This is a genomic window from Pseudomonas sp. lyk4-TYG-107 (assembly GCF_030209055.1).
Classification (GTDB): domain Bacteria; phylum Pseudomonadota; class Gammaproteobacteria; order Pseudomonadales; family Pseudomonadaceae; genus Aquipseudomonas; species Aquipseudomonas putida_A.
Genome location: NZ_JARVST010000019.1, coordinates 205,511 through 224,270 on the forward strand (window position 1 = coordinate 205,511; position 18,760 = coordinate 224,270).

At 59.8% G+C, this 18,760-nt stretch carries 16 protein-coding genes; 10 read left to right on the plus strand and 6 right to left on the minus strand.

The features are described 5' to 3' along the window. Nucleotides 1-47 precede the first annotated feature (47 nt). Nucleotides 48-725 carry an energy-coupling factor ABC transporter permease gene (locus QRN61_RS16225; protein ID WP_285374178.1) on the plus strand — a complete coding sequence of 226 codons (678 nt, stop codon included), beginning with the start codon at nucleotides 48-50 and terminating at the stop codon, nucleotides 723-725. 122 nt (nucleotides 726-847) lie between these two features. Here the strand turns inward: QRN61_RS16225 and QRN61_RS16230 are convergent, their stop codons facing one another. Together QRN61_RS16230 and QRN61_RS16235 are read right to left on the minus strand one after the other, a co-directional pair. Continuing rightward, the gene (locus QRN61_RS16230) at nucleotides 848-3,904 is read right to left on the minus strand and encodes an efflux RND transporter permease subunit (protein WP_285374179.1); all 3,057 of its coding nucleotides are present in this window, start codon (nucleotides 3,902-3,904) and stop codon (nucleotides 848-850) included. Further along, nucleotides 3,901-5,010: an efflux RND transporter periplasmic adaptor subunit gene (locus tag QRN61_RS16235; RefSeq protein ID WP_115989786.1), complete on the minus strand. Its 1,110-nt coding sequence runs from the start codon at nucleotides 5,008-5,010 to the stop codon at nucleotides 3,901-3,903. The genes QRN61_RS16230 and QRN61_RS16235 overlap by 4 nt, the downstream gene beginning before the upstream one ends. Before the next feature lie 170 nt (nucleotides 5,011-5,180). On the opposite strand from QRN61_RS16235, the gene QRN61_RS16240 reads away from it, so the two are divergent. After that, entirely contained in the window at nucleotides 5,181-6,641 is a 1,461-nt protein-coding gene (locus QRN61_RS16240) for an efflux transporter outer membrane subunit (RefSeq protein WP_285374180.1), read from the plus strand. Nucleotides 6,642-6,881: 240 nt separating this feature from the next. On the opposite strand, the gene QRN61_RS16245 is transcribed toward QRN61_RS16240, so the two are convergent. The 4 genes from QRN61_RS16245 to curR all read right to left on the minus strand — a co-directional run bounded on the left by QRN61_RS16245 (nucleotide 6,882) and on the right by curR (nucleotide 10,381). Next, nucleotides 6,882-8,153 (minus strand): OmpP1/FadL family transporter, encoded by a 1,272-nt coding sequence (locus QRN61_RS16245; RefSeq protein WP_150370617.1) that lies wholly within the window; start codon nucleotides 8,151-8,153, stop codon nucleotides 6,882-6,884. 197 nt (nucleotides 8,154-8,350) lie between these two features. Further along, entirely contained in the window at nucleotides 8,351-8,977 is a 627-nt protein-coding gene (locus QRN61_RS16250; RefSeq protein ID WP_096796019.1) for a TetR/AcrR family transcriptional regulator, read from the minus strand. A 92-nt stretch (nucleotides 8,978-9,069) separates the two neighbouring features. Continuing rightward, complete coding sequence (locus QRN61_RS16255; RefSeq protein ID WP_027611791.1) at nucleotides 9,070-9,729, minus strand: carbonic anhydrase; 660 nt, start codon at nucleotides 9,727-9,729, stop codon at nucleotides 9,070-9,072. Nucleotides 9,730-9,796: 67 nt separating this feature from the next. Further along, entirely contained in the window at nucleotides 9,797-10,381 is a 585-nt protein-coding gene (gene curR / locus QRN61_RS16260) for a TetR family transcriptional repressor CurR (protein ID WP_097089858.1), read from the minus strand. Nucleotides 10,382-10,577: 196 nt separating this feature from the next. Here curR and QRN61_RS16265 point away from each other — a divergent pair, with 196 nt between their 5' ends. The 8 genes from QRN61_RS16265 to tspO all read left to right on the plus strand — a co-directional run bounded on the left by QRN61_RS16265 (nucleotide 10,578) and on the right by tspO (nucleotide 18,670). Then, the gene (locus QRN61_RS16265) at nucleotides 10,578-11,255 is read left to right on the plus strand and encodes a type 1 glutamine amidotransferase domain-containing protein (RefSeq protein WP_103367097.1); all 678 of its coding nucleotides are present in this window, start codon (nucleotides 10,578-10,580) and stop codon (nucleotides 11,253-11,255) included. A gap of 96 nt (nucleotides 11,256-11,351) precedes the next feature. Continuing rightward, nucleotides 11,352-12,476: an alkene reductase gene (locus tag QRN61_RS16270; protein WP_285374181.1), complete on the plus strand. Its 1,125-nt coding sequence runs from the start codon at nucleotides 11,352-11,354 to the stop codon at nucleotides 12,474-12,476. A gap of 241 nt (nucleotides 12,477-12,717) precedes the next feature. Then, nucleotides 12,718-13,278, plus strand: a complete 561-nt coding sequence (gene folE, locus QRN61_RS16275; protein WP_097089804.1) for a GTP cyclohydrolase I FolE — start codon at nucleotides 12,718-12,720, stop codon at nucleotides 13,276-13,278. A gap of 106 nt (nucleotides 13,279-13,384) precedes the next feature. Then, nucleotides 13,385-13,927 (plus strand): DUF3833 domain-containing protein, encoded by a 543-nt coding sequence (locus QRN61_RS16280; protein ID WP_285374182.1) that lies wholly within the window; start codon nucleotides 13,385-13,387, stop codon nucleotides 13,925-13,927. Between the two features lie 32 nt (nucleotides 13,928-13,959). Next, a complete protein-coding gene (locus tag QRN61_RS16285; protein ID WP_027611785.1) occupies nucleotides 13,960-14,265 on the plus strand; it encodes a DUF6482 family protein in 306 nt (101 codons plus the stop codon). A 14-nt stretch (nucleotides 14,266-14,279) separates the two neighbouring features. After that, nucleotides 14,280-15,818, plus strand: coding sequence for a cryptochrome/photolyase family protein (locus tag QRN61_RS16290; RefSeq protein ID WP_285374183.1), 1,539 nt, complete (start codon nucleotides 14,280-14,282; stop codon nucleotides 15,816-15,818). Between the two features lie 159 nt (nucleotides 15,819-15,977). Further along, the gene (locus tag QRN61_RS16295) at nucleotides 15,978-18,167 is read left to right on the plus strand and encodes an ATP-binding protein (protein ID WP_285374184.1); all 2,190 of its coding nucleotides are present in this window, start codon (nucleotides 15,978-15,980) and stop codon (nucleotides 18,165-18,167) included. Nucleotides 18,168-18,226: 59 nt separating this feature from the next. Continuing rightward, complete coding sequence (gene tspO / locus QRN61_RS16300; RefSeq protein ID WP_027611782.1) at nucleotides 18,227-18,670, plus strand: tryptophan-rich sensory protein TspO; 444 nt, start codon at nucleotides 18,227-18,229, stop codon at nucleotides 18,668-18,670. Nucleotides 18,671-18,760: the final 90 nt, after the last annotated feature.

The window sequence follows — 18,760 nt, forward strand, 5'->3', positions numbered from 1 at the left end:
CCGTTTTTTTACTATCGAGGTCGCGAAGCGGCCAAGGAGCAATCGTCATGCATATCGAACCTGATCTGGTGGAAGCCGGAAAACTCTGGCTGAGCTATGTCACTGCCGCAGGTGTCGGCGCCTACACCGTCAAACTCGCTGCGCAAGCCATCGGTGAGCGTGGGGTCTTTTCGCTGCTGGCTCGGACTGTCACTGCCACGGCCCTGGTCTTCAGCTTCTTCGAGCTGCTGCCGCACTATCCGGTCGGTGTTTCCGAGGTGCATCTCATCCTGGGGTCAACGCTATTTCTGCTGCTTGGCGCTGCACCTGCTGCGGCGGGTCTCGCCCTGGGACTGCTGATTCAGGGCCTGTTCTTCGCGCCATTCGACCTGCCGCAATATGGCATGAACGTCACCACGCTACTGGTACCGCTGTGCGCAGTCGCTGCCCTGGCCAAACGCATCATTGCGCCCGACACGCCGTATGTGGAACTGAGCTACAGACAAGCGCTGGGGCTGTCGACCGCCTTTCAGGCAGGCATTGTCGCCTGGGTGGGGTTCTGGGCTTTCTACGGAAAAGGCTTCACAGCCGAAAACGCCCTGTCGATTCTGACCTTCGGCAGTGCCTACATGACCGTGATCACCCTCGAACCGCTGCTGGACCTGGCCGTACTGGCCGTGGCCAAGGCCAGCCGTCGTCTGCGGGGTAGTTCGCTGCTCGAACGCCGTCTGTACCAGGCCGCCTGAGTCGACGCACTCCAGTCCAGATCGGCCTGCCCCGAGCATTCGAAGAGCGTAATGCTCGGGGAATCAACCGCAAGAACCGCCCCGCGACTGCCGTAGCAGCCGCGAACGCTGAAGATGGCTTCCTATGGCTTACTGATCTTGAACCAGATGGAGTACATCGCCGGCAGGAACACCAGCGTCACGATGGTTCCGACGAACGTGCCGCCGATCAGTGTGTAAGCCAGCGTGCCCCAGAAGACCGAGTGCGTCAGTGGAATGAACGCGAGGATGGCCGCCAGCGCAGTCAGCAGTACCGGGCGAGCACGCTGTACCGTGGCTTCGATCACGGCGTGAAACGGATCAAGTCCCTCTTGTGCGTTGTGATGGATTTGTCCGATCAGGATCAGTGTATTGCGCATCAGAATCCCCGACAGGGCGATCAACCCGACCAAGGCGTTGATACCGAACGGCTGCTGGAAGAGCAGCAGTGTCGGCACCACACCCATCAGCCCGAGTGGCGAGGTGAGGAACACCATGATCATTGCCGATACCGAACGCACCTGCAGAATGATGATCAGCAGCGTGACGGCGATCATGATCGGCAGCAGTGGCAAGATCGCTTGGCCCGCCTTGCCCGACTCCTCGATCGCCCCCGATTGCTCGATACGATAACCCTCCGGCAGCGTGTCGATGACCGGCTGCAGCGCCTTCGTGATCACGCTTGAAACGTCCGGAGGCTGCAAGCCTTCGGCAATGTCGCCGCGTACAGTAATGGTCGGCGTGCGGTCACGACGCCGCAGGACGGGATCCTCCATGCGCACATCCACTGTCCCCACTTGCGACAGCGGAATCCGCTGGCCCGCCGTGCCCACCAGCGTAAAGCCTTGTATTTTTGCAGGGTCGAGCCGGATGTCCCCCGCCGCTCGCCCGGTCACTTGTACCGAACGGATGTCCTCACGAACGGCCGTGATCGGTACCCCGGCAAGCAGAAACTGCAACTGCTGCGCGACCGCACTGGAGGTCAGCCCCACCGCCTGCAAGCGGTCTTGGTTCAGGGTGAAATGCAGCGCGGGTGTCAGCGGCCCCCAGTCAGTATTGACGGTTCGCATCAAGGGGCTCGCCTGCATCACCGTCTGCACCTGAGCGGCAATCTCACGCAATGTCGAGGGATCGGGCCCCATCACCCGGTAAGCGACAGGAAACGGTGAATACGGACCAAACACCAACTGCGTCACCCTGACCCGCGCTTCTGGAGCCAGCCCTTCGGCGACGGCCTCGCGCAGACGGAGCTTGAGGACTTCCCGTGCCTCCTGACTCTGCGTCAACACCACAATCTTCGCGAAAGACGGATCAGGCAGTTCCGGCGCCATGGCCAGATAGAAACGCGGCGCACCCTGTCCGATATAGGCCGTGACGATTTTTGCTTCAGGCTGCTTTTGCAGCCAGGCCTCGACTTTGGCGGTGGTGATACTCGTCTGCTCGATGGAGGTTCCATAGGGCATTTGCACTTCAATCAACACTTCGGGACGGTCCGAGGTGGGGAAGAACTGCTTCTTGACCAGGCTCATGCCGACAACGGCCAGGACAAACGTTGCGATAACGGTACCGGCGACCAGCCATTTGCGGGCAATGACGCGCGTCAAGATCCGGCGGAAGCGGTTGTAATTGGGCGTGTTGTAAATGGCCGCGTGACCACCTTCGACCTGTTTGATGTCCGGCAACAGCTTCACGCCCAGATAGGGGGTAAAGGCCACCGCAACCACCCATGAGGCAATCAGGGCAATGCCTACGATCCAGAACATGTTGCTGGTGTACTCGCCAGCGGTCGATTGCGCGAAGCCGTTAGGCAGAAAGCCGATAGCGGTCACCAGCGTGCCGGAAAGCATCGGTGCGGCAGTGTGACTCCAGGCATACGCGGACGCTTTGATACGGTCGTAGCCCTCCTCCATTTTCACCACCATCATCTCGATCGCAATGATGGCGTCGTCCACCAGCAGTCCAAGCGCCAGGATCAGCGACCCCAAGGTGATCCGGTCAAAGTTCTTGCCCGTTGCCGCCATCACCACAAACACCACGGCGAGCGTCAGTGGCACCGCTGCGGCCACGACAATACCGACGTGCCAGCCCATGCTGAGAAAGCACACCAGCATCACCACCAGCAAGGCGACGAAGAACTTGATCATGAACTCGTCGACGGCTGAACTGATATTCACCGACTGATCGGTGACCTTGCTGAGTGTCATGCCCAGTGGCATGCCTTCGTTGATCCGGGTGGTCTCCACGTCCAGTGCCTTGCCCAGGTCCAGGCCGTTCCAGCCCTCGCGCATCACCACACCCAATAACAGCGCTTCCTCACCATTGTTACGCACAAGGAAGGTGGCCGGATCTTCGTAACCCCGCTCGACCGTCGCAACGTCCGAGAGCTTCAAGGTACGTCCCTGAATCGCCAGCGGTGTGTCACGAATCTTCTGCAATTTGTCGAAGGCGCCGTCGAGACGCAGGAAGACTTCTGGCCCCTTGGTTTCAATCGAGCCGGCCGGCGTCAGCACGTTCTGATTGTTCAGCGCGGCAAAAATATCCTGCGGGGTCACCCCCAGCGTGGCCAGCCGATCATGGGAGAAAGAGACAAAGATGCGCTCGCTCTGCTCACCTATGATGTTGACCTTTTTCACGCCTGGCACATGCAACAGGCGCTGGCGCAGCGATTCGGCATCACGTACCAGCAGGCGCTGCGGCTCGCCTTTGGCTTTCAAGGCAAACAACGCAAAGGTCACATCTGCAAACTCATCGTTGACCATCGGGCCAATCACGCCGGCCGGTAGCTTGATCGACTCATCGTCGAGTTTTTTGCGCGCCTGGTAGAACTCCTCCTGCACTTGGGAGGGCGGTGTACGATCAAGCAGTGTCACCACGGTGAAGGCCAGACCCGGACGAGTGTAGGTTTCCGTACGGTCGTACCATTTCAACTCCTGCAGGCGTTTTTCCAGCGGCTCGGCGACCTGGTCCTGCATTTCCTGCGCGGTCGCGCCCGGCCACGCCGTGATGACCGTCAGCTGCTTGACCGTAAACGGCGGGTCCTCCGCGCGCCCGAGCTGGAAAAACGCGAGGATCCCGGCAACACCGATCAGGAAGATCAGGAACACCGTGATCGAACGCTCGCGAACGGCAAGCGCCGAAAGATTGAAGCGCCCCTGGCTCATGGACGGCTCCCGGCAACCTGGACGTCAGCCTGTTGAGCCAGTCTCACCTCCTCCCCCTCGCGCAGAAGATGTGCGCCTAAAGCGACAACTTGCTCACCGACCTTGAGTTCACCGTCGACACGCGCAATGTCATCGCTCACGCCCAATATCTGCACAGGCCGCCAGTTCACCTTGGTCGGGTTGCCAGCAATCACCCAGAGGCCGGGGCCTTTGCCTGGGTCATAAACCGCCGCCAGCGGCACTTGCAACACCTGTGCATTTGCGCGGCTGCCAGCGATCTGCAGCGTAACGGTCGAACCGAGCGGCGCATTGGCCAGCGCGCCCTCCAGCACATACCGCGCCTCAAAGGTGCGCGTCATGCGATCGGCCGAATCAGACAGCAGCCGCAGTCTGGCTGTCACAGCACCCGAGGTGTTGCCATAAAGTGTGGCCTGCGCGGTCGAACCTGCCGCCGGACGTAGCGTCTCGGGCAGGTGCACGATGGCTTCGCGCTGCCCTGCCCGCGCCAGTCGAACCACGGCTTGCCCGGGGCTCACCACTTGTCCTGGCTCGGCCAGCGTCTCCACCACCACGCCATCGGAATCAGCAAGCAACACCGCATAACCGGACGCATTGCGAGCGACATCAGCCTGCGCTTGCGCCGCGCTCAACTGAGCTTTGGCGGTATCTGCGGCGGCTTTGATCTGATCGTAGGCCGAGGCCGAGATGGCACCGGCGGCGACCAGATCGCGATACCGGGCCTCGTCATCCGCGGTCTGTATGGCTCGCGCCCGAGCGGCCATGACCGACTCTTGCTGCGCCCGCGCCTGCAGCCCGAGATCAATCGGGTCGAGACGCATCAGTGGTTGACCTCGTTTGACCGTCTGGCCTGTGTCAACCAGGCGCTCGAGTATTTTGCCCGAGACCCGAAAACCAAGGTCAGCCTCGACGCGGGCGATCACCACCCCCGTGAAAGCACGTGAAGCCTCGGACGCCGCCGAAACCGCAGCGGACCTCACCAACGGGGCATGCGTACGGGGATCGTCAACCACGGATGAGTCGCCACACGCCGTCAGGACGAGCGGCAACAGACAAACGGCAATCGGTACAGCTAGAGGCCGGCGCATAGGTTCCGTTACTCAAGAATAGGACATGCCGGCATTTTCATTAAGGTGACCATTAATGTCAACGGTCACACATTTTCAGTTGTCGGCGCACAATGACAAGATATCGTTGACCTTAAAGCCGTGACCGTAATTTAATATGGTCACTTATCATCTTCGTCGCAGGTACCTCAATGCCTCCTGTTCGCCCTATCACGCTTTTGGTGGCCGCCAGTTTGATGGCAGGCTGCGCGGTCGGTCCCGACTATCAACGGCCTGCCCTCGCGCTTCCCGATCGTTACCTGAGTCAGCCTGCAGCCGGACAGACGCCGGCAACGGCGCCGGCCCGGCTGATCAACTGGTGGGAGAGTTTTAACGATCCCGTGTTGACCGGTTTCGTCACCCAGGCGCTGGAACAGAACCTCGATCTGGCACAAGCAGCGGCGCGGGTCACACAGGCACGGGCAGGATTGGGGGCCGCCAATGCCGCTCTGTTGCCCTCCGGGAGCATTGATGGCCAGGCCGCACGCGCCTATCAATCCGTCGAAACGCCGCTCGGCCAGGTGTTGAACTCAACGCCTGGCTATGATCGCTACGGAAGTTCCTACGAGCTCAACCTCAATGCCGGCTGGGAGATTGATGTCTTTGGCGGGTTGAGACGCGAGCGCGAAGCCGCACTCGCCGAATACCAGGCCTCCGAGGCGGGCGCGACCGCCACACGCCTGGCCATTGCAGCGCAGACGGCCGATATCTACATCACCCTCCGTGGGTTGCAGGCGCGACTGGAGATTGCCAACCGTCAAGTCGAAACCCAGCAGGGACTGCTGGAGAAAGTCCGCCTGCTCTACGGCAAGGGCCTCGCTGCCCGCTATCAGGTTCAACAGACTGAGGGCGCGCTGGCGCAAGTCCAGGCGAGCGTGCCAGTGCTGCAGACCGGCCTGGATGCCGCCATGAATGCGCTGGACGTGATGCTCGGCACCCCGCCGGGGACTCACCGCACGCAACTGGCCGGTACGGCGAGCATTCCTGTTGTGCCGCCGATAAATGCCTCGGGAACGCCGGCCGATCTGCTGCGCCGCCGGCCGGATCTGATCATCGCCGAGCGCCGCCTGGCAGCCTCCAATGCACGCATCGGCGTGGCGATTGCCGAGTACTACCCGAAACTTTCGCTCAGCGCATTGCTCGGTAGCGCCACGACTGTTTCCGGCGGCAACCTGTTCACTGGCGGCGCCAGTCAGTCGGCGGCGGTCCTTGGGTTGCGCTGGAGACTTTTTGACGTAGGCCGAATAAACGCGCAGATCAATCAGGCCAAAGGACAGGAAGCCGAAGCGCTGGCCGCTTATCGTCAGTCGGTGTTACGCGCCACCGAGGATGTCGAGAATGCCTTCTCCGCCCTGGTGAACCGCAACCTTCAGGCCACCACGCTCGCGGGAGGCGAGGCTTCTCTGACACAGGCTCGCCAAGCGTCTTTTATTGCCTACGGAAAAGGCACCGCGAGCCTGATCGATGTGCTTCACGCCGACGAAACGTTGCTCCAGGCTTCCGATGCCCGTGCGCAAGCGCGGACAGAATCGGCGCGGGCTGCGGTCGCGGCATTCAAAGCGCTCGGCGGCGGCTGGCAAGTTCCTGAAACCCTGCCTGTTGCGTCGCGATGAAGCTCGCCAGCTTTGCAAAGAATTTGGCTCGACAGTACGCAGCAAAAGGTCGATCGCGGTTTTGACGTGGGCCACGCCACGGCGTTTTCATCAGAACCTGATGGCCAAAGTCATGGGGGTTTGACCTACAAAAAAGGGCCAACCTCTCTGCGAGAATCGGCCCGATCAACATGCCCTTGCGCGTGTGGGGTCGGGAGGCAGCACGCACTCCCGCCCCCACATTGTGAGTACAGTCCTCAGCTAAAAACGGTAGCTGACAGACGTACCGAGCCCGCTCGCACTGTTCTTGTACCTGGCGCTGTAGGCACCTCTGGATGGCGAGCTGTCGTTGACCTTCACGCTCTCCTCCCAGAGGTAGGAATAAGCGAAGTCGATGGTGACATTTTCCACCGGCGTCCAGCCCGCACCGAAGCTGATAACCTTTCGATCGCCCGTAGGAATACGGGGGCCGCGATTGGTATTGTTGGCGGGTGATTGATCTACCGAAAACCCGCTACGCAACACCCACTGGCCATTCAATTGATAGGCGGCACCGATGGCGTGTGCCCACGTGTCATGCCAGTTCTGCTCTTCGCTGATCGTCCCCAATTGACCGCTCAGCAACGGCGGCAGGCCGCTGTTTTCGATCGTCAGCTCCTTGAAGCGACTCCAGCGCGTCCAGGTGCTACCGACATAGAGCGTCCAGTCGTTATTGAATTGATGCGTGGCCGAAAAATCCACCGACTCCGGCGTATCCACATCCAGCGATGCGTCATAACTGCGGCCGCTGACGCCCAGCACGCTGAAGATGCCATCGGTGACCTTGGTTTTCGCATCCAAGTGGTAACTGACTTTGGAGTGATAAGTCAGCCCCAGGCGGGTCTGATCTGTCGCCTGCACCAGCACACCGGCGTTGAAGCCCAGCGCGGTGTCATCGCCCGTGCTTTTGAGCTTGCCGTCATTGCGCCCCGGGGTTAATGGATTGGGCACCATGCCCGATATCTCTCCACCGATACGGTTGATGGTCGGACCGAAACCGATCGAGACTTTTTCGTTAAAAGCGTAACTGATGGTCGGTTGGAAAGTCAGCGTGGTGACTTCGCTCTTGTTGGCGTAATAGCGTCCGGCAAACCCACTGCCGTAGTCGGTGATCAACCCGAAAGGTACATAAAATCCGACGCCGAATGCCCAGTGCTCATCGATGGGTTTGACGTAATAGCCCATCGGTACGGTGGTCGTGGGCACCATGTCGCCGTCTTCGTTGCCAGCGAACGTACTGCGAGTCCGGCTGATATCGGACTTGGCGAACAATGTCGCCGCCCCCACGCTGACCTGCTCTTGTTTAAGTCGCGCCATGCCCGCCGGGTTGCCGTAGATCGTACTGGCGTCTTCGGCCGATGAAGATCGCCCGGCAAACCCGGACCCCATCCCGCTGATGCTTTGTTCGTTGAGTGCAAAGCCACCGGCCAGCACATTCGAAGACGCAAGCACGACGGCCAGGCCCACGGGGCTCTTGAGCATTATTCTTTTCATTGTTGGGACTCTATGGAGATCACTGGAATAGAACATCGAACTACAGCGAAGCCATATTATCCATGTGACCAATTCAGTCAATGGTCACGAAGAGCAAAATGTTGCGCCCTCCCGGCACTCATTGGCCGGGAACGGAAAACGTCATGTGGGGGATGTGGTTTTGACTCGAATCGACTGACAGATTTGACCAGCGACAGTCAGGGCATGAGGCTGCGCAGGATGAGGTTGGAGGTCAGCGTGGGCGCTTGCTCGATGAAATCCAGATTGTGCTGCAACAGCAAGGGGTTGACGAAAGGTCGCAGCGCCAGATCGATCGCCTCGACAGTCTCGTCCAGTGGAGTCTTGCGCTCGAACTCCCCCGCTTCTCGTCCTTGCCGCACGATGTCGACAATAAAGTCTTTGATCAGTGCTTCATACACCTGGGCACTGTGCCAACGCTCCGAAGCGGAAAACGCCGCGATGTCATAAAGCTTGCGGTCGTTGAAGAACAGGTTCACACCCGTGGCAATGACGGTTTTTACCAATCTGCGCAAACGCTCGGTCGCCGAAAGAGATTCTTCGTTAACGGCCTGCTCAACCGCTGCAACGATTTGCCCCAGACAATTGGCGCAAATGGCCTCGCCAATCGCCTGTTTCGAGTCAAAAAACTTATAGATGTACGCCTTGGAAAAACCGATGGCCTTGGCCAGGTCGGAAACCGTGGTTTTCGCATAGCCATACTGGCTGAAGTGCTCATTGGCCGCGGCGACAATCTGGTCACGAATGTCGTGCTCGGCCGGGCCACGAGTGTTTGGCGAGGAGGCAGATATTGATAGCTGATTCATGACAGCAGCTTACTCATCCTATGGCGGGCTGACAACTTGTGACCACACAGGAATAAGGTCACAAGTCTGGCGATTTCAGATGAGGCCAGCCGTTACATCTGCTTGCCGTTACGCGCAGTGATCGCCACGGTAGTCGGCGAATCAGCCAGGGGAACAAAGCGTCGGGTTGAACCATCCAGCGCATCGATGCACCCCGCCTCGATGTCGTAGACCCATCCGTGCAGATTCATGCGCCCTTGCTCGAGCGCGAGGGCCACGGAGGGGTGCGTGCGCAGGTTCGCCAGTTGCGCGATCACATTTTCCCGAACCAGACCATCGAGCTTCGCGCGCGGTGTGTCGAATTCATGCGCCGCGTTGATCGCTTTCGCAGCGTCCGCGTGACGCAGCCAATTGGCGACCGCAGGAAGATGATCCAGACAGGTGCAGCGCGATATCGCGCCCATCGCTCCGCAGTCCGAGTGCCCGCAGATCACAATGTCCTGTACGCCGAGCACGGCGACTGCATATTCGACGGTAGCCGACACGCCACCGGGTTCGGGACCGTACGACGGCACAATGTTGCCGGCGTTGCGGATCACGAATAGTTCACCGGGTTCGCGCTGTGTAAGAAGCTCAGGCACCACACGACTGTCCGAGCAAGTAACGAATAACGCCTTCGGATTTTGTGAGGTCGCGAGTTGCTTGAACAGCTCGACACGTTGCGGATACACCTCACGCTGAAAGCGCAGAAAGCCGTCGATAATGTCACGCATGAAGTTCTCCAAATCCTGATGCCGGATGCTTGCAAAAGTACTCGATATGAAAGGGTCGTGGGTGTTTTCAGCGCTGCAATAGCCGCTTCGTCATCACCATCGACGTCTGCAACGACTGCCCCGTGCGCTGCAGTTTGTTCAACAGACTCGCCCCCAACCAGAGTTGGTACAGGGTTTCTGCCAGTTGCCGAGCGTCAGTCTGCGGCAAACTTTTATCCAGCTGCCCTTCTTCCAGGCACGTCGTGATGCGCGCAACGATGCGCTCGGCGCCGTCGCGCAAGGTCAGGCGCATCGACTCGGACAGGTCGGCGACTTCCGCGCTCAACTTCACAACCAGACATTCATCACCATGGCCTTCCAGGGTGCAGCGGTTCTGCCAGCCCTGCCAGTAATCCATCAGCCGCTCATAGGCACTGAGGCCGGGCAGGGTCAGGCGTCGCTCCATATCTGCGAGGTAGCCGACAAAGTAGTCTTCCAGCAACGCCTGGCCGTAGAGTTCCTTGGATTTGAAGTAGTGATAGAACGAGCCCTTGGGCACACCGGCGGTCTGCAGGATCTCGCTCAGGCCAACGCTGGTGAAGCCCTTTTCGGCCATCATGCGGTGGCCAGTGTCGAGCAGGTGTTGGCGGGTATCGTCGTAGGTCGGTTTCATGGGGCGCAAAATACCAAACATTAGACCAGTCGTATATTTCTGATGGGCAGGAGTTTGCCACAGTGATGGCTCGGAAACACGGGCGTAAAAATTTACTAGACGACCGGTCTAATATAAATCTATTCTGTGGCCGTCACTCCTTCCGAGGTGTCGCAGACGAACCCGTCGAGGACACCAGACCAATACAGGGCGCTCTATGAAAATCTTGATGGTTCTGACTTCCCACGATCAGCTTGGCAACACCGGCAAGAAAACCGGCTTCTGGCTCGAAGAGTTCGCGGCCCCCTACTACGCCTTCAAGGATGCCGGCGCGCAGATCACTCTGGTATCGCCGGCCGGCGGCCAGCCACCGCTCGATCCGAAAAGCGATGAGCCCGATGCGCAAACCGCTGAAACCGATCGCTTCCGCAAGGACCCTGCTGCTCAGCAGGCGCTGGCCAATACCGGGCGCCTGGCGGATGTCAGCGCCGAGGATTTCGATGCCGTGTTTTATCCCGGTGGCCATGGCCCACTGTGGGATCTGGCCGAAGACAAACACTCGATTGCGCTGATCGAAGCGTTCGACCGCAGCAACAAACCTCACGGTTTCGTCTGCCATGCGCCGGGCGTTCTGCGTCACGTGGTGGCTGCAGATGGCAAACCGTTGATTCAAGGCCGGGACGTCACCGGTTTCACCAATGCTGAAGAAGCCGCTGTAGGCCTGACCGATGTCGTGCCGTTCCTGATCGAAGACGAATTCCAGCGTCTCGGCGGCCGCTACTCCAAGGTCGCTGACTGGCAGGTTCACGTGGTGACCGATGGCCAACTGGTGACGGGTCAAAACCCTGCCAGCTCGGCAGCCGTCGCCGAAAAACTGCTTAAACTGTTGGCCTGAGCCCTCCAGCGTCCAGACACCGTGCGCATTCCGCACGGTGTTTTTTTTTACCGCATTACTAGTCGACTGGTCTAATAAGGCCAAAACAGGAATCACATGAAAAACAGCCCTTACTTCACCCCCGTCAAACTGGGCCTGCACACCCTGAAGAACCGCATCGTCCTGCCGCCCCTCACCCGCCAGCGCAGCACACAACCGGGCAATGTCGCCAACGCATTGATGGCCGAGTATTACCAGCAACGCGCCGGCGCCGGTCTGCTGGTTACCGAAGGCACGCAGATCGAACCTCGCGGTCAGGGCTACGCCTGGACTCCCGGCATTCACACCCCTGAGCAAATTGCCGGATGGCGCACAGTCACCGAAGCGGTGCATGCACAGGACGGCGTGATATTTGCCCAACTCTGGCACGTCGGACGTGTGTCCCACACCGCGCTGCAACCCGGTGGCGCGGCCCCGGTTTCAGCGTCTGCCATCGCCACCGAGCGGGTCAGCGTGTTCATCGAAACTGCGCCGGGCGCCGGCGAACTGGTTACACCATCCGCGCCGCGAGCGCTGAGCACCGATGAGGTCCAGGAACTGGTTCAACTCTATATACAGGCGGCGCGCAATGCGATGGACGCCGGCTTCGACGGGATCGAACTGCACTGCGCCAATGGCTATCTGGTGAACCAGTTCATTTCTGCCCACAGCAATGTGCGCACCGATCAATACGGTGGCTCGCTGCACAATCGCCTGCGCTTTCTGCGCGAACTGGTGTCGGGTGTCGCCGAGTGCATCGGTAAAGAGAAAGTCGGTGTGCGTTTCGCGCCGCTGTTCACCACCACCGATGAAGCGCGCACCTATCTGGGCATGGTCGAAGAGGATCCGCACACCACTTACATCGAAGCGATCAAAGTGCTTGAGGATGTGGGCATCGCCTACCTGTCCATCGCCGAAGCGGACTGGGACGACGCGCCCGCGATGCCGCAAACCTTCCGCCGTGCAGTGCGCGATACCTTCAGTGGCGCGATCATTTATGCCGGGCGCTACAACGCAGAATCCGGTGCGCAATTGCTTGAATCGGGACTGGCGGATCTGGTGGCTTTCGGTCGTCCGTTCATGGCCAACCCGGACCTGCCGGCGCGCATCGCCAATGACTGGCCGCTCAATCCACTGAATCCCGCGACGGTCTATGGCGGCAATGCCGAAGGCTATGTGGATTACCCGACCTACAGCGAATAATTCCGCGAATTCGCCCAGCGCTCCCACTCACCGGGAGCGCTTCCTCTTCTCTCCCGCTACACCCGCGACCTCGCGCGCTGCGCTGCGAGGTTTTCGCATCTGCACAAAAAAGATTGCCGATTGATTGTCAGGTTTATTTTTTCAGCCTATCTTGAATAAAACCTATACAAAGCACTTCTTTACGTACAACTCTTCCGCTACGGATCGGCCCCCATGCACAGCACTGCCGCGAGCACCCTGAATGAACCCACTACTAGCCAGCCATTACCGCGAAATCCTCGTCGGTGTCGGTGAAAATCCCGAACGCGAAGGTCTGCTCGACACGCCCCAACGTGCGGCCAAAGCGATGCAGTATCTGTGCAACGGCTACTCGATGAGCCTGGAAGACGTCACCAACGGTGCCCTGTTCGAATCGCAAAGCGATGAGATGGTCATCGTCAGTGACATCGAGCTCTATTCCTTGTGCGAGCACCATATGCTGCCTTTCATCGGCAAGGCACACGTGGCGTACATCCCCACCGGCAGGGTGCTGGGACTGTCGAAAGTGGCGCGCGTGGTAGACATGTTCGCCCGCCGTCTGCAGATCCAGGAAAACCTCACCCGGCAAATCGCCGAGGCGATCCAGCAGATCACCGATGCCGCCGGCGTGGCCGTGGTCATTGAAGCCAGGCACATGTGCATGATGATGCGCGGCGTCGAAAAGCAGAATTCGATCATGACCTCTTCGGTGATGCTCGGTGCCTTTCGCGACAGCTCCACGACGCGTCAGGAGTTTCTGCAATTGATCGGGCGGCGAAGTTGATTTCCGACCTTCGACAGGCGCGATAAACCTGTACACAGCAACCCCACTGTACAAGCACGATATTCCTACTTTCACCCCTATACCTGTGCACTCAGGGAGAACGGCAATGGCCCGACTTGTGCTCTTACTGGCTCTGGCACTCGGCGTTGCGAGCTGCGGCAGCGTGGATGTCAGCCACTATGCCGATCAACAACCGGCGCTGGATCTGCAACGCTTTTTCAGCAAACCCGTGAAAGCCTGGGGGATGTTTCAGAAGCGCTCCGGGGAAGTGGTCAAGCGCTTTGAGGTCAACATCGTCAGCCATCGTGAAGGCGACAACCTGATTCTCGATGAGCGCTTCCTGTACAGCGACGGCACGCGCCAACGCCGCGTCTGGACCCTGACGCCCGAGGGCCAGGGACGCTGGAGCGGGCGTGCGGGTGATGTGGTGGGCGTCGCCACAGGTCAGGTGGCCGGCAATTCGCTGCACTGGCGTTATCGCCTGAATCTGCCAGTTGATGGCTCGACCTATGAAATGAGCATGGACGACTGGATGTACCAGATGGACGAGGACACGCTGATCAACCGCACCAGCATGTCCAAGCTCGGGGTTGAAGTCGGCCAGGTGACCTTGTTTTTCCGTCGCCAGGGCACGGGAGAAAATCAATGAACAGTGCTGAATTGATAGGCAAGGAGTGAAGCATGAATCTGCAAACCCTGACCGAACGTGCGGCCAACAGTGAAATACGTGAGCTGGAGCTGCTGTCGCTTGAAGGTGGTTTTTATCTGGCCCGCATCCGTCTGGATCACGGCCAGTTCACCTTGCTCGACGATGCAGCCAAACCGATGCATCTGCGCTCGATCACCCATCTGCGTGACCTGCTGCAGACTGTGCCGGCATTCCCCTGCGTGCTGGTGCAGCAATGCGTGCACGACGAAATGTGCGGGCGTGATAGCGGGCCCGTCGAAGAGCTGCGGATTCCGTTTTCGTTGGCCACATCGCTATGAAACGGATGCTGTGAATGAACCAGAACCGTCGGTTGTGCCTGGTACTGGGCGATCAGTTGTCCTTCGATCTGGCTTCCTTGCAGACGCTCGATAGCGAGCGCGACACTGTGCTGCTGGTCGAGGTCATGGAAGAAGCCAGCCATGTGCCGCACCACCCGCAAAAGATTGCCCTGATCTTCAGTGCCATGCGCCATTTCGCCCAGGCCCTGCGAGATCAGGGCGTTCGAGTCGAATACGTGACCCTGGATGATCCGCACAACAGCGGCTCGGTGCCGGGGGAATTACGCCGCTGGCAACAGCGGTTGCAGGTCGAGGAAGTGCACGTCACCGAGTGCGGGGACTGGCGCCTGGAGAAATCGATCAGGGACTGTGGCCTGCCCATCCATTGGCACGCCGATACGCGTTTTCTGTGCAGTCGCGATGAGTTCGCCGCCTGGGCTGCCGGTAAAAAGCAGTTGCGCATGGAGTTCTTCTATCGCGAGATGCGCCGCAAGAGTCGCTTGCTGCTCAATGGCGACGGCACGCCGGTGGGCGGCGCGTGGAATTTCGATGCCGAGAATCGCAAGGCCCTGCCCAAAGGCGTGAAAGCCCCCTACCCGATCCGCTTCAGCAACGACGTCATCACTGGCGAAGTGCTCGCGCTGGTGAAGGCGCGCTTCAGTCAGCATTACGGTGCACTCGACGACTTCAACTACCCGGTCACCCACGCCGACGCGCAGGCGCTGTGGGAGTATTTTCTGGATTCTGGCCTGGCAGGATTCGGCGACTATCAGGACGCCATGGCCAGTGACGAACCGTTCCTGTTTCATGCGCGCATCAGTGCCGCGCTCAATATCGGCCTGCTGGATTTGCGGCAGTTGTGCAGTGACGTCGAGTCCGCCTATTGGGCCGGCAGGATTGCCCTGAATGCCGCTGAAGGCTTCATTCGGCAACTGATCGGCTGGCGGGAATATGTGCGCGGCGTGTACTGGCTGAAAATGCCGGACTACGCACTCGGTAATGTATTCGGCAACGACCGGCCACTGCCTGAGTTCTACTGGACCGGCGCTACGCAGATGAACTGCATGCGCCAGGCTATCGGCCAGAGTCTGCAGCACGCCTACGCGCACCACATTCAGCGGCTGATGGTCACCGGCAATTTTGCCCTGCTCGCCGGCATCGCGCCGAGCCAGATCTGTGAGTGGTACCTGGCAATCTATATGGACGCCTTCGACTGGGTCGAGCTGCCCAACACCTTGGGCATGGTCATGCATGCCGATGGCGGTTACCTCGGTTCCAAACCCTATTGCGCCAGTGGCCAATACATCAATCGCATGTCCGACTACTGCCGAAGCTGCGCCTACAAGGTCAGCGAAAGTACCGCGGACAATGCCTGCCCGTTCAATGCGTTGTACTGGCATTTTCTGATGCGCCACGGCGAACAACTGCGCGGCAATCAGCGCATGGCGATGATGTACAAGAACCTCGACCGCATGCCACCAGCCAGACAGGAGGCGCTGTGGCAACGCGGGCAAAACCTGTTGGCGCGTCTGGATAACGGCGAATCGATCTGAAATGAGTGCTCGCATGCGTGAGTGGTGAAACTTAAGCACAGCGCGCCCGGTCAACGGATGATTGGCGCTCAAGTCCCCTGCGAGCGCGACGTTCACTGCTCGCGTTGTGCCTACGCGCTCTATGAAGCCAGCCCCTGAACATTCAATAAAGCAGGTCACATGGATACCCTTGAACACCTTAGTCGCGAAGCGCTTGAATCAGAGGTAAGGCGATTGCGCGCGGCGCTTCAGTGCCCTCAGGTCGACACGCAGGACGTTGACCTCGATCGCGACATGGCGGCGCAACTGCAAGCCAGTCGGGATGCGCTCGCCCGCAGCGAGGCTCGCTTCATCACCATTCTGGAAACCATCGAGTCGGCGTTCGCCATCGTCAAGGTCAAATTCGACGCCGAGGATAAACCCGTCGATTACTACTTCGTCGAAGCCAACCCGGCGTTCGAACACCAGTGCGGGGTCAACCTGCGCGGCAAATGGGTGACCGAGTTCGCGCCGAATCTGGAAAGCTTCTGGTTCGAAACCTACGGCCATGTGGCCAAAACCGGAGAGCCGGCGAACTTCGAAAATTACGCCAACACCTTCGAACGCTGGTTCGACGTGCGCGCGGTGCGTGTCGGCGATCCGGCCGACCGGCAGATCGCGATCCTGTTCAACGACGTCACCCAGCGGCGCGACGCCGAGGAGCGTTTGCGTGCCAGTGAAGCGCTGGCGCGGGAGAACGTCGAGCGTGTGCAACTGGCGCTCGCCGCCGGTGCGATCATCGGCACCTGGCACTGGGACCTGCTCACCGACCGTTTTGCCGTGGACGAAGCGTTCGCCCGGGTGTTTGACCTCGACCCGGCGCTGGGCCGCGAAGGGCTGAGCCTCGAACAAGTCATGGTGACCGTGCATCCCGAAGACCAGGATGGACTGACCACCGCGATCAACGAAGCCATCGGCCGTGGTGGCGCCTACTCCCACCAGTACCGTGTGCGCCGCACAGACGGCAAATATCAGTGGATCGAAGCCAACGGCCGTGTTGAGTGTGCCGATGATGGAACGCCGCTGCGCTTTCCCGGCGTGCTGATCGATGTCGAGGAACGGCGCAATGTCGAAGCGGAGCGCGACCGCGCCATCGCCGCGTTGCGCGCGCTCAACGATACGCTGGAGCAGCGCGTGTCATCGCGCACTTCAGAGCTGATGCAAGCCGAAGAGAAACTGCGTCAGTCGCAGAAAATGGAAGCCGTCGGCCAACTGACCGGGGGCCTGGCGCATGACTTCAACAATTTGCTGGCCGGCATTTCCGGCGCGCTGGAGTTGATGGGCGCGCGCATCAGCCAGGGCCGGCTGAATGAGGTCGACAAGTACATGGTGACCGCCCAGGGCGCGGTGAAGCGAGCCGCCGCCCTGACCCACCGTCTGCTGGCGTTTTCCAGACGCCAGACCCTTGATCCACGGCCAACCGATGTCAACACGCTGATGACCGGCATGACCGAGTTGATCCAGCGTACGGTCGGCCCCAGTATCGTTCTGGAAACCCTCGGCGCGCCGGGGCTCTGGCCAACGCTGGTGGATGCCAGCCAGTTGGAGAACGCCCTGCTCAACCTGTGCATCAACGCGCGCGATGCGATGCCGGATGGCGGGCGCATCACCATCGAGACGGCCAACCGTGCGCTGGACTGCGAGACGGCGCGCACCCTGGACATGCCCGAGGGCGAATACCTGTGCCTGTGCGTGACCGATACCGGCACCGGTATGACCGCTGATGTCATCGCCAAGGCCTTCGACCCGTTCTTCACCACCAAACCGCTGGGCCAGGGCACGGGGTTGGGGTTGTCGATGATCTACGGTTTCGCCAAGCAGTCCGGTGGCCAGGTGCGCGTGCATTCGCAGGTCGGCCAGGGCACGGAGATGTGCATTTATCTGCCGCGCTACCATGGCGAGCCCGTGCCGAATCAGGATCACAAGGACAACACGCCGGCAGCCTTGCCCAAGTCTGGCGAGACAATTCTGGTGGTGGACGACGAGCCTACTGTGCGTGCGCTGCTGACTGACGTGCTCGGCGATCTCGGCTACACCTTGATAGAGGCCTCTGACAGTGTGGTCGGGCTGAAGATGTTGCGCTCGGACATACACATCGACTTGCTGATCACCGACGTCGGCTTGCCGGGTGGCATGAATGGTCGGCAACTGGCCGATGCCGGCCGGGAAATCCGCCAGAACCTGAAGACCCTGTTCATCACCGGGTACGCAGAAAACGCGGTGATTGGCGCCGGTCAATTGGGCCCGGACATGCAGGTGCTGACCAAGCCGTTTGCCGTCGACACGCTGGTGGCGCGGGTCAGCGACCTGATGGCGATGAAATCCGAATGAGCGACCGTTGCGGCGCTGTAATCCCAGAGAGAGTGGCTGCGGCCAAGGAGTGAAAAATGGTGACGTTTCTGATTTTTCTGATCGCGTGCGGCGCTGCGGCGACTACCGGGGTGATTTTCAAGCCCGGGCCATGGTACGAAGGGCTCAATAAACCCGGATTCACCCCGCCCAATTGGGCGTTTCCGGTGGCCTGGACAATAATCTATCTATTGCTGGCCTGGGCCGGTTATCGCTTGAGCCTGATTCCTGGCAGTCAGACGGTACTGGCGCTATGGGCCGCGCAGATTGCCTTGAACACGTTGTGGACGCCGGTGTTCTTCGGCGCGCATCAGGTGGCCGCCGCCATGGTGATTCTGCTGCTGTTGTGGCTGGTGGTCGCGGTGATGGTGTTTATGGCGTTGCGCCTGGATTTGATCACCGGGTTGATCCTGTTTCCGTATCTGGCCTGGTTGTGTGTGGCGGCGGCGTTGAATTTCTCGATTCTGCGCAATAACCGTGGTTGATGACGGCAGCTGTCATAACTCCCATTTTTTCTGACAAAAAGGCTCTTTTTCAGGCATTCAAAATATCTTTCCAGGCCCTTGAAAGCGCAG

Coding starts and splice junctions, on each gene's coding strand:
- QRN61_RS16225 (WP_285374178.1), top strand. CDS start 48: ATGCATATCGAACCTGATCTGGTGGAAGCCGGAAAACTCTGGCTGAGC.
- QRN61_RS16230 (WP_285374179.1), bottom strand. CDS start 3,904: ATGAGCCAGGGGCGCTTCAATCTTTCGGCGCTTGCCGTTCGCGAGCGT.
- QRN61_RS16235 (WP_115989786.1), bottom strand. CDS start 5,010: ATGCGCCGGCCTCTAGCTGTACCGATTGCCGTTTGTCTGTTGCCGCTC.
- QRN61_RS16240 (WP_285374180.1), top strand. CDS start 5,181: ATGCCTCCTGTTCGCCCTATCACGCTTTTGGTGGCCGCCAGTTTGATG.
- QRN61_RS16245 (WP_150370617.1), bottom strand. CDS start 8,153: ATGAAAAGAATAATGCTCAAGAGCCCCGTGGGCCTGGCCGTCGTGCTT.
- QRN61_RS16250 (WP_096796019.1), bottom strand. CDS start 8,977: ATGAATCAGCTATCAATATCTGCCTCCTCGCCAAACACTCGTGGCCCG.
- QRN61_RS16255 (WP_027611791.1), bottom strand. CDS start 9,729: ATGCGTGACATTATCGACGGCTTTCTGCGCTTTCAGCGTGAGGTGTAT.
- curR (WP_097089858.1), bottom strand. CDS start 10,381: ATGAAACCGACCTACGACGATACCCGCCAACACCTGCTCGACACTGGC.
- QRN61_RS16265 (WP_103367097.1), top strand. CDS start 10,578: ATGAAAATCTTGATGGTTCTGACTTCCCACGATCAGCTTGGCAACACC.
- QRN61_RS16270 (WP_285374181.1), top strand. CDS start 11,352: ATGAAAAACAGCCCTTACTTCACCCCCGTCAAACTGGGCCTGCACACC.
- folE (WP_097089804.1), top strand. CDS start 12,718: ATGAACCCACTACTAGCCAGCCATTACCGCGAAATCCTCGTCGGTGTC.
- QRN61_RS16280 (WP_285374182.1), top strand. CDS start 13,385: ATGGCCCGACTTGTGCTCTTACTGGCTCTGGCACTCGGCGTTGCGAGC.
- QRN61_RS16285 (WP_027611785.1), top strand. CDS start 13,960: ATGAATCTGCAAACCCTGACCGAACGTGCGGCCAACAGTGAAATACGT.
- QRN61_RS16290 (WP_285374183.1), top strand. CDS start 14,280: ATGAACCAGAACCGTCGGTTGTGCCTGGTACTGGGCGATCAGTTGTCC.
- QRN61_RS16295 (WP_285374184.1), top strand. CDS start 15,978: ATGGATACCCTTGAACACCTTAGTCGCGAAGCGCTTGAATCAGAGGTA.